Annotated in this window: 10 protein-coding genes and 1 tRNA gene; 6 read left to right on the forward strand and 5 right to left on the reverse strand. The window is 35.1% G+C overall.

Annotation, left to right across the window (positions count from 1 at the left end):
• Positions 1 to 43 precede the first annotated feature (43 nt).
• From ACEN2H_RS09330 to ACEN2H_RS09340, 3 genes are all read left to right on the forward strand, one after another.
• Positions 44 to 361 carry an Hpt domain-containing protein gene (locus ACEN2H_RS09330; RefSeq protein ID WP_441732067.1) on the forward strand — a complete coding sequence of 106 codons (318 nt, stop codon included), beginning with the start codon at positions 44 to 46 and terminating at the stop codon, positions 359 to 361.
• 13 nt (positions 362 to 374) lie between these two features.
• Entirely contained in the window at positions 375 to 1,088 is a 714-nt protein-coding gene (locus ACEN2H_RS09335; RefSeq protein WP_441732068.1) for a LytR/AlgR family response regulator transcription factor, read from the forward strand.
• Between the two features lie 259 nt (positions 1,089 to 1,347).
• Complete coding sequence (locus tag ACEN2H_RS09340; RefSeq protein ID WP_441732069.1) at positions 1,348 to 2,058, forward strand: PH domain-containing protein; 711 nt, start codon at positions 1,348 to 1,350, stop codon at positions 2,056 to 2,058.
• A gap of 213 nt (positions 2,059 to 2,271) precedes the next feature.
• On the opposite strand, the gene pckA is transcribed toward ACEN2H_RS09340, so the two are convergent.
• On the reverse strand, positions 2,272 to 3,873 hold the full coding sequence (gene pckA, locus ACEN2H_RS09345; protein ID WP_441732070.1) for a phosphoenolpyruvate carboxykinase (ATP): 1,602 nt from the start codon (positions 3,871 to 3,873) through the stop codon (positions 2,272 to 2,274).
• 74 nt (positions 3,874 to 3,947) lie between these two features.
• Complete coding sequence (locus ACEN2H_RS09350) at positions 3,948 to 4,340, reverse strand: DUF423 domain-containing protein (protein WP_441732071.1); 393 nt, start codon at positions 4,338 to 4,340, stop codon at positions 3,948 to 3,950.
• Positions 4,341 to 4,548: 208 nt separating this feature from the next.
• On the opposite strand from ACEN2H_RS09350, the gene ACEN2H_RS09355 reads away from it, so the two are divergent.
• Positions 4,549 to 5,919 (forward strand): saccharopine dehydrogenase family protein, encoded by a 1,371-nt coding sequence (locus tag ACEN2H_RS09355; RefSeq protein ID WP_441732072.1) that lies wholly within the window; start codon positions 4,549 to 4,551, stop codon positions 5,917 to 5,919.
• 296 nt (positions 5,920 to 6,215) lie between these two features.
• Here ACEN2H_RS09355 and ACEN2H_RS09360 read toward each other — a convergent pair whose 3' ends face one another.
• The gene (locus ACEN2H_RS09360; RefSeq protein ID WP_441732073.1) at positions 6,216 to 7,604 is read right to left on the reverse strand and encodes a dipeptidase; all 1,389 of its coding nucleotides are present in this window, start codon (positions 7,602 to 7,604) and stop codon (positions 6,216 to 6,218) included.
• A gap of 113 nt (positions 7,605 to 7,717) precedes the next feature.
• Here ACEN2H_RS09360 and ACEN2H_RS09365 point away from each other — a divergent pair.
• Positions 7,718 to 7,802: transfer RNA gene (locus tag ACEN2H_RS09365), tRNA-Leu, on the forward strand.
• Positions 7,803 to 7,862: 60 nt separating this feature from the next.
• Here ACEN2H_RS09365 and ACEN2H_RS09370 read toward each other — a convergent pair.
• Positions 7,863 to 8,159: a c-type cytochrome gene (locus tag ACEN2H_RS09370; RefSeq protein WP_441732078.1), complete on the reverse strand. Its 297-nt coding sequence runs from the start codon at positions 8,157 to 8,159 to the stop codon at positions 7,863 to 7,865.
• Positions 8,156 to 8,728 (reverse strand): hypothetical protein, encoded by a 573-nt coding sequence (locus ACEN2H_RS09375; protein WP_441732075.1) that lies wholly within the window; start codon positions 8,726 to 8,728, stop codon positions 8,156 to 8,158. The genes ACEN2H_RS09370 and ACEN2H_RS09375 overlap by 4 nt, the downstream gene beginning before the upstream one ends.
• A gap of 384 nt (positions 8,729 to 9,112) precedes the next feature.
• Here ACEN2H_RS09375 and ACEN2H_RS09380 point away from each other — a divergent pair.
• Positions 9,113 to 9,839: glycoside hydrolase family 30 protein (locus tag ACEN2H_RS09380; RefSeq protein ID WP_441732076.1), on the forward strand; the 727-nt coding region annotated here is incomplete at its 3' end.

The raw sequence follows: 9,839 nt of genomic DNA on the forward strand, positions 1-9,839 counted from the left end.
AAAAATAATGGAACAATTTTTATTTTATAATAGCTAGAAAAAAATGGAACAGCCTAATTTAAATTATATAAACGAGCTCTCAGGGGACAATCTCGAATTTAAGAAAAAGATAATTAGTATTCTCAAAAAAGAGCTCTCAGATGAAATTGGGGTCTATGTTGAACAGCTTAAAAACGCTAATTATTTTTTAGCATCTCAGTCTGTTCATAAATTAAAGCATAAAATATCCATATTGAGTTTGGAAAAAAGTTATTATATTGCCGAAGAATATGAAAATAATTTAAAAAACAACACTACTAAGTTAGATCTTGATTTTCAAAATATCTTAAAAAACATGCAGGAATTTGTAAACCGTTTGTAACACCGTTAGATTTATGAATTGCATTATAATTGACGATGAGGAAATGGCCAGAGCCATAATATCTGAAATGATCAGCCGGTATTCAGAACTCAACCTAATACAAGAGTTTCCTAATGCCATTCAGGCAATTAAATTTTTGAATAATGAGGAAGTTGATTTAATTTTCTTAGATATTCATATGCCTGATTTTACGGGTTTCGATTTTATTCAAAGTATAAAAAACCCACCTAAAGTTATTTTGGTTACTTCAGATAAAAATTTTGCTATAGAAGCATTCGAGTATGAATGTATCGTAGATTACCTTGTAAAACCAATAACCGAAGATCGTTTTCAGAAAGCAGTTCAAAAAGTAGAATCTTATAAAAAGGACGCAAAGCAAGAGGAAGTAGCAGTAGCAGCTGTTGGAAAGGATAATAGAAATGAATTTTATATTAATATTGATCGCAAATTAATCAAAATTGAAATGGCTTCTGTGAATATTATAGAAGCTAAAGGAGATTATATTCATATCAAAACGGAGGAAAAAAACTATATTGTTCACTCCACACTTAAAAAAATGAACGAGAAACTACCTAAAGACTTATTTTTAAAAGTACATCGTTCCTTTATTATCAACACCAAAAAAATCATTGATATTGAGGACAATAGTGTATTAGTTGGTAAAGACGTAATTCCGGTAAGTCGAGCAAATAGACCTGAATTGATGAATAGATTAAATCTTTTATAAGGTATTTGATATTGCGAAATTTCATTTTGTAATAATAAAGGTGTTGTTGTAAAACAGGTTTTATAGTTGTTTTTAAGAGGTCGTGCTTTATAAGTACAGCCTCTTTTTTTTGTGTAAAATTGTTGGTTCACAAAAGTTTAACTAAAAAATTAAAATGAAATTGCAGAATAATAGAATTAGGTATTACTTTTGCGACGGGTTTTTTGTATGTCGAAATGACTCGGCATAAAAGATAAATCTGAAATTAATTCAGCTTAAAATGAAAGAACAAATTAAAAAATTCTTGAACGAGGAACAAGATCCTAAAGCCATCGAAAAAATCACTTCAAAGCTGAATGATTTACTGATGAAAAATGAAGAAATAGGTTATATCGGGGTGCAGAAAAAGCCTGCTCTTACCGTATTTCCAGACAGCATTGTTATGACCAATAAAAGAATCATTATTTGTCAGCCAAAAAATCTAGGTCTTTCTATGGACTTTACTGATTATAGTTGGGATGATTTAGAAGCTGCTTTTGTGAAGGAAAACATTCTTGGGTCCGTATTTTCATTTTCGACCAAGACGGATATGCAGATTTCCATAGATTATATTCCAAAAATACAGGCGAGAAAAATGTATACTTTTGCAAAGGAACAGATGGATTTAGTTAAAACAGGAGCTATTTTTAATAATGTAGTAGCTGAGGAAATCCAATTTGAAAGCATAGATTCAACCGGAGAAATTGAAGAGATGGACACGGAAGAAGTGACTAACTTTGCTGAAATAATTGCTGTCTCGTCAGCCAATTTTCATCCTGAAAATCTATCCTTTAATGAAGTTCAAGAAAACACAAAAGACAGTTCGTTGAGTGAATTGTCGCAAGATGCGCTTTTTGAAAAACTACAGAATTATAAAAAACTACTTGATAACGGATTGATTTTGCAAGGCGAATATGATGCTTACAAAAAAGAGATCTTGAGTTTTATGTAAGATTCTTAAAGTCTAAAATCATAAAGTGAAAAATTGCTTGCGCTTTTTGACTTTATTATTTTTCTTTTTTTTTTAGGAATAATTATTTTAGATTTCACTCCGCAAATGTAAAAAAAATCGTGATCGACTAATCTGATTGTTCTTTGGGAATGAATTGATGAAAAAAGAGCCGCTCCTGAGGAACAGCTCTTTTAATTTGAATTAACAATTAACTTATGCTTTGGGTGCGCCAGCCAGAATTTCGGCATTTGCAACTTCTTCAAATGCAGCAAAGTTTGCTTTGAATTTTTCAGCAAGTTCAACGGCTTTAACATCATATAAATCTTTGTCTTCCCACGTACTTCTTGGGTTTAGAATATCAGAGGGAACTTCAGGACAGGTTTGCGGTATAGCAATACCAAAAACAACGTGATCTCTATAATCTACACTGTCTAACTCTCCGTTCAGAGCGGCAGTAATCATGGCACGTGTGTATTTCAATTTCATTCTGTTACCCGTGCCATAAGGTCCACCAGTCCATCCTGTGTTGATTAGCCATACTTTTACATTATCCTCTTTTATTTTTTTGCTTAACATTTCTGCATACCTTGTTGGGTGCAACGGCATGAATGGTGCTCCAAAACAAGCAGAGAAATTAGGTTGTGGCTCAGTAACACCTGCTTCGGTTCCAGCAACTTTTGCAGTGTATCCAGATATAAAGTGATAGGCTGCCTGGCCTGGCGTTAATCTTGAAATAGGAGGTAATATCCCAAATGAATCTGCCGTTAGGAAGAATATGTTTTTGGGGTTTTTACCGATAGAACCATGTTGAATGTTGTCAATATGGTATATAGGATAACTTACTCTGGTATTTGGAGTTATGGAAATATCTTGAAAATCAACTTCGTTTGTGTCTTTTTTCAAGATTATATTTTCTAGTATTGCCCCTCTTTTAATAGCTCTAAAAATATCCGGTTCATTTTCTTCTGAAAGGTTGATTACTTTCGCATAGCATCCTCCTTCGAAGTTGAAAACCGTATTTTCATTGGTCCATCCGTGTTCGTCATCGCCAATCAATTTTCTTTTTGGGTCTGCAGATAAGGTTGTTTTTCCTGTTCCAGATAAACCAAAGAAAATAGCTGTGTCGTCATCATCTCCTACATTAGCGCTACAGTGCATTGGTAAAGTGTTTTTGAATACAGGTAATATGAAGTTCAACGCAGAAAAAATTCCTTTTTTAATCTCTCCTGTATATCCGGTCCCACCGATAAGAACTATTTTTCTAGTAAAATCTAGAATGGCAAAATTGCTTTGGCGTGTTCCGTCAGTTGTGGGATCTGCTAAGAAGCTAGGAACACAAATTAATGTCCATTCTGGTGTGAAATTTTGAAGTTCTTCCAATTCGGGTCTCAAAAACATATTGAAGCAAAATAAGTTTGCCCAAGGTGTTTCTGTCACTACACGAACATTTAATCGGTAATTAGGGTCTGCACATACATAGGAGTCCCTTACGAAAATCTCTTTGTTCGATAAATAGGCTGTTACTTTTGTATACAAAGCGTCGAATGCTTTTGGCTCAAAAGGGATATTTACCTTTCCCCACCAAATTTCCTTTTCTGTAAGGCTGTCTTTTACGATAAATCGATCTAAAGGAGATCTTCCTGTAAATTCGCCAGTATTAACGGCTAAAGCTCCAGTCGAAATCTCGATTCCTTGACCTGACGCTACGGTCATATCATGTAATTCGTTGGCTGATAATTGATAATGAATCTTTGCGTTTTCGATCCCTATGTCTTTCAACGAAATCGATTGCGTAAACGGTGTGTTATTATTCATAAAATTATGTATTGTGTAGTTAAATTTAATGAGTGCAAAAGTAGAACTTATATTTTAAATACGTTTTAATTATCTTAATTTTGTTGTCTTTTCTTAATAAAATTAAAAAATAATACTGCCCAAGCCAGTATTAGCAGGAGCCCACCGATGGGAGTAACAAATCCGATTGCTTTAAAATCGAAGGAAGTAAGACTGTTCGCAGCTAACAAATAAATGGACCCTGAAAATAAAAGGACACCCGAAAGTATTAAATAATAGATTGTTTTTTTCGTTTTTTCAGATATCTCAGATATCATGCTAATAAAGATCAAAAACAGCGCATGGTACATTTGATATCGTACTCCCGTTTCAAAAGTAACTAATTGCTCTGCAGGCATTACTTTTTTTAAGGCATGTGCGCCGAATGCACCTAAAATAATCGCTATCATCCCGAAAAGTGCTCCAGTTGTAATTAATTTTTTATTCATTTTTAAAGTGGTTTTGTCTCTGTAAAAGTATTCCTTATCTCGCCAAACTGAAAGAATTTTAGTAGATAGTTTATGTCTTTTTATTTTTGCAAAATTAGGAGCGTCAATTCTCTACTGTCATTTATGTTGAAAACATATATATAATTTCACAATAAGCGTTTGTTATAAATACAACAATTATATATATTTGTGTTATATTTATTTAAGCATGAGAGTTATTTTAATTATTGGTGCAGGCAGATCAGCATCTTCGTTGATACAGTACCTTCTAGATAAATCAGAAAAAGAGAGATTGCATCTTATTATAGGTGATTTGTCGTTGGACTTAGCCGAAAAGAAAACAAATAATCATCCCAATGCAACCCCAATAGCATTAGACATTTTTAATGACGCTCAAAGAACCGAAGCGATTCAAAAGGCGGATATTGTTATCTCTATGTTGCCGGCCCATTTGCATATTGAAGTGGCTAGGGATTGTGTTATTTACAAGAAAAGCTTGGTTACCGCTTCCTACGTAAGTAAAGAGATGCAGGAACTTGATGCTGCCGTCAAAGAAAATAATCTAGTTTTCATGAATGAGATTGGGTTGGATCCTGGAATCGATCATATGAGTGCCATGAAAATCATTGACGAGATCAGAGATATGGGCGGAAAAATGCTTTTGTTTGAATCTTTTTGCGGCGGACTTGTCGCTCCCGAGTCAGATACAAATAGGTGGAATTATAAATTCACATGGGCTCCTCGTAATGTTGTCTTAGCGGGGCAGGGCGGTGCAGCTAAATTTATTCAAGAGGGCACTTATAAATATATTCCCTATTGTAATTTGTTTAGAAGAACTGAGTTTCTCGAAGTAGAAGATTATGGTCGATTTGAGGCTTATTCGAATAGGGATTCTTTGAAATATAGAAGTGTATATGGTTTAGATGATGTATTGACTTTGTATAGAGGTACTATCCGGAAGGTTGGTTTTTCAAAAGCTTGGAATATGTTTATACAATTGGGCATGACTGACGACAGTTACGTTATGGAAGACTCCAAGAATATGAGTTATAGAAGATTTGTTAATTCATTTTTGCCGTATCATCCAACGGATTCTGTGGAGATTAAGACCCGTTTGATTTTGAAAATAGATCAGGATGATATTATGTGGGATAAATTATTAGAATTGGATTTATTCAATGACAAAAAAATCGTAGGCCTAAAAGACGCCACCCCCGCTCAAATATTAGAAAAAATTTTAAATGATAGCTGGACTTTGCAGCCAGAAGATAAAGATATGATTGTGATGTATCATAAATTCGGATATGAATTAGATGGCATAAAAATGCAAATCGATTCGAAAATGGTGTGCATTGGTGAAGACCAAACCTATACAGCAATGGCTAAGACAGTTGGATTGCCAGTTGCAATGGCTACTCTACTAATATTAAACGGAAAGATAACGACGCCCGGAGTGCAATTGCCCATTCGGAAAGAAGTATACTTACCGATATTAAAAGAATTAGAAGAATATGGAGTCGTTTTTAAAGAACAAACGATGCCGTATTTTGGGTATAAACCTGATAAAGATTTTATTTAGTCTTTTTTCAGATCTTGTAGTAATAAAGAATCCGCTTCTATCGAAGCGGATTTGGTGTTTTTGGAAGAAAGGCGTTCTAGATGAGGAATTTTAAACTGATAGGATAGTCGACTCTTTTTAATTAAAATTTATATTTGGCTGTCTGCGGTTTGCATTAGGGATAGCAGTGAAAATCCTTTTTATCTTTTTGATAAAAAGATTGTAACGAATAGCCCGACCCGCCTTTTTTGGCGGGTAATACCTAAAAAAAAATCCGCTCATTGCTGAACGGATTTTGAAGTATATTTGAGATTATTTTATTTGTTTAGCTCCACGAAATATTTGTAGAACAACGGAATGGTTTCAATTCCTTTAAGGAAATTAAAGACTCCGAAGTGCTCATTAGGTGAGTGAATCGCATCACTGTCCAGACCAAAGCCCATTAAGATGGTTTTGCTTTTTAGTTCTTTTTCAAATAAGGCGACGATCGGAATACTACCTCCAGAACGTACCGGAATAGCAGGAACGCCAAAAGTTTGAGTGTAAGCCATGTTAGCCGCTTTGTAACCAATGCTGTCAATAGGCGTTACATATCCTTGTCCGCCATGATGTGGTTTGACTTTTACGGTAACACCAGTTGGAGCGATGCTTAAGAAATGTTTTGTGAATAATGCTGTGATTTCTTCCCAGTCCTGATTAGGAACTAATCGCATTGAGATTTTGGCGAAAGCCTGACTCGCAATTACCGTTTTTGCACCTTCTCCGGTGTAACCGCCCCAGATTCCGTTAACGTCAAGTGTAGGGCGAATGGAGTTTCTTTCGTTAGTAACATATCCTTTTTCACCATCAACATCGTTGAGGTTTAATGCTTTTTTATAATTTTCTAGGCTGAATGGTGCTTTGGCCATTTCAGCTCTTTCTTCAAGAGATAATTCTTCTACTTTGTCATAGAATCCAGGAATAGTAATGTGATTGTTCTCGTCATGAAGCGACGCAATCATTTTAGCGAGGATATTAATAGGGTTTGCTACTGCACCACCGTATAGTCCAGAATGCAAATCTCGGTTGGGTCCGGTCACTTCCACTTCCACGTAACTTAGGCCACGAAGACCTGTCGTAATTGATGGTTGTTGGTTTGATATCATTCCAGTGTCAGAAATCAATATGACATCATTTTTTAGTTTGTCATGGTTGTTTTCCACAAAGGTTTTTAGGTTGACACTACCTACTTCTTCTTCGCCTTCAATCATGAATTTCACGTTGCAAGGCAAATTGTTGTTTTGCACCATGTATTCAAATGCCTTTACGTGCATGTACATTTGGCCTTTGTCATCGCAGGCACCACGTGCAAAAATGGCTCCTTCGGGATGAGTTTCTGTTTTTTTGATAACGGGTTCAAATGGAGGAGAGGTCCATAATTCGATTGGATCTGCCGGTTGAACGTCGTAATGACCGTAAACTAAAATTGTTGGTAATGCTGGGTCAATCATTTTTTCGCCGTAAACAATTGGGTAACCATCTGTTTCGCAAATTTCGACGAAATCACAGCCTGCTTTTTCTAAGCTTACTTTTACCGCTTCGGAAGTTTCGATAACATCTTGCGAGTATGCTGGATCAGCACTTACAGAGGGCATTTTCAATAATTCTATTAATTCTTGGATGAAACGATCTTTATTTTGTAGAACGTATGACTTGATATTTTCCATTTATTTGCTTAATTTTTATGTGTACAAAAGTACGAAAAAGAGAATGATTAATTTTTTTGGGAAATCGCTTTGAATGTTGGAAGATATGATTATATTTGCACCCACAATTACACGCGGATATGGTGAAATTGGTAGACATGCCAGACTTAGGATCTGGTGCCGCAAGGCGTGTAGGTTCGAGTCCTATTATCCGCACCAAAAGAGTTTCTCAATCGAGAAGCTCTTTTTTATACAAATAATTCTGTTTTTTTGCTACAATTATTCCGATTTTTGCAACTTGTGATTGGCCATATAGTTTAGATAATAAACAATAGATTCAATCTTTTTCTCTGTCAAATTAGGGATTGTGGGCATTTTTACGCCATTTCTGAAAGAAGCCGGATTCTTTATGAATTTTTTTAATTGTTCTTGGTCCCAATATTCGGTGACGCTTTTGGGGTAATTTAGTTCCGGTCCCATACTTCCGCCAATTTTATTGATGGCGTGACAGCTAATACAGTTTTTATCGAACAGCGCAAAGCCAATTTTAGCTTCTTCCTCATCTTTAGGGCTTATATAAGCGAACTGTTTTCAATAGTAGGGACTAAGTGAATCCTTATCAAGTTATAAGGCCATTTGAAATCAGTATCTGTTGGAGATGTGCCCTCATAAATCAAATAAAAGGGAGCTGCTTTCATTTCGCGACCGTCTTTAATGATTTTCGACCAGGATTCTCCTTCTGGAGCATCAACATCGCTGACCGCTAAAAAGGATTTTACGGATAAAAACTTCTGCAGTGGCATCATCGGTTTATAGCCGTCTTCACACTCAAATACAATTTGGTATTTATCGGTCTGCAGCTGTTTTATTTTTGAATAGGTATCAAGTAATTGGAGAAGTGAAATGGCATTATAACGCTTTTTGCTGTGGTATACGGGATCTTCTTTAACAATCACTACTTTGGTTTTTTTAAATTCCCCTTGTTTTTGTAAGGCGACTAAATCGATCGTTAATGAATCAGAAATAGGGGTTAAATCACTAAGTGAAGTAGCAGTTGCAGCACTTTCTTTTTGTTTTGTTTTTTGCTGACAGCCTAAAGTTAGAATGGACAAAAGGACAAAAAATTTATTTTGAAATTTTCGCATTGTTTCATGTTGAGATTTATGTAGAAGGGCACATTAAATTTGCTCTTAAAAAGATAGGCATGATGAGACCGACAGTATAAAAATAGAATATTTTTCTAGATTTGTGGGTTCAAAAGCATCAGAATCTACTCCATTTTACATCTTATGGGGTGTAATTGAGAAAAAGCAGTTGCACGTAATGCTTTTTTGGGTACTGTATTCGAAGTAAAATAGTTCAGAAGTTCTTTTTTGTAGTTGTTGTGAGTTTTTTAAAGGACAATTAGATTTAAATAGACCAATGGGTTAATAAAATTGTTATTTTAGCTTTTGATTCAGTTTTCTTTATTGGAAGAAATTATCCTGAACAATTCAAATTATTTGTAATAACACCCTAAGAATATTTAGATGAAAAAAAGCATTTTAATTGTAGCACTGTTTTCCTATTTTTATAGTAGCGCACAAGTAGTTTCTGAAAATCAAACAAAAAACAAAGAGATAACGGTTTACACTACTGCAGAAAACACAGCCTTTAAACTAACGAGAACATCCTCAATTAATTTTGTTTTCGCGAGTCAACCATTGGAAACACAAATTTCTGTTTTTGTAGACCCTACTAAAAAATTTCAAACTTTTTTAGGTATCGGCGGTGCTATTACTGATGCAAGCGCGGAGGTTTTTGCCAAGCTATCTAAAGAGAAGCAGCAAGAATTTTTAGAGGCATATTATAGTACTAAAAATGGAATTGGATATTCGCTTGCAAGAACGACGATTCATAGTTGTGACTTTTCAACGGATAGTTATACGTATGTCGAAGAAGGGGATTCAGATTTGAAAACGTTTAACATTGATCATGACAGACAATATAGAATTCCATTGATAAAACAGGCAACAGCGATTGCGGGAAAGTTAACAATGTATGTTTCTCCATGGAGTCCACCTGCTTTTATGAAAACTAATGGCACAATGCTACAAGGCGGGAAATTGAAACGGGAGTTTGACCAGCCTTGGGCAAATTACTATGCTAAATTTATAAAAGCCTATGAGAAAGAAGGAACTCCTATTTGGGGAATGACGATTCAGAATGAACCAATGGCGACCCAAAGATGGGAGTCCTGTATTTATACTGCAGAAG

It is taken from the genome of Flavobacterium sp. W22_SRS_FP1, assembly GCF_052113685.1.
GTDB lineage: Bacteria > Bacteroidota > Bacteroidia > Flavobacteriales > Flavobacteriaceae > Flavobacterium.

What these genes read in the sequence shown, in the direction of transcription:
- ACEN2H_RS09375 (WP_441732075.1), bottom strand. Translation starts at nt 8,728, where the DNA reads ATGCGAAAATTTCAAAATAAATTTTTTGTCCTTTTGTCCATTCTAACT.
- ACEN2H_RS09360 (WP_441732073.1), bottom strand. Translation starts at nt 7,604, where the DNA reads ATGGAAAATATCAAGTCATACGTTCTACAAAATAAAGATCGTTTCATC.
- ACEN2H_RS09355 (WP_441732072.1), top strand. Translation starts at nt 4,549, where the DNA reads ATGAGAGTTATTTTAATTATTGGTGCAGGCAGATCAGCATCTTCGTTG.
- ACEN2H_RS09340 (WP_441732069.1), top strand. Translation starts at nt 1,348, where the DNA reads ATGAAAGAACAAATTAAAAAATTCTTGAACGAGGAACAAGATCCTAAA.
- ACEN2H_RS09330 (WP_441732067.1), top strand. Translation starts at nt 44, where the DNA reads ATGGAACAGCCTAATTTAAATTATATAAACGAGCTCTCAGGGGACAAT.
- ACEN2H_RS09350 (WP_441732071.1), bottom strand. Translation starts at nt 4,340, where the DNA reads ATGAATAAAAAATTAATTACAACTGGAGCACTTTTCGGGATGATAGCG.
- pckA (WP_441732070.1), bottom strand. Translation starts at nt 3,873, where the DNA reads ATGAATAATAACACACCGTTTACGCAATCGATTTCGTTGAAAGACATA.
- ACEN2H_RS09335 (WP_441732068.1), top strand. Translation starts at nt 375, where the DNA reads ATGAATTGCATTATAATTGACGATGAGGAAATGGCCAGAGCCATAATA.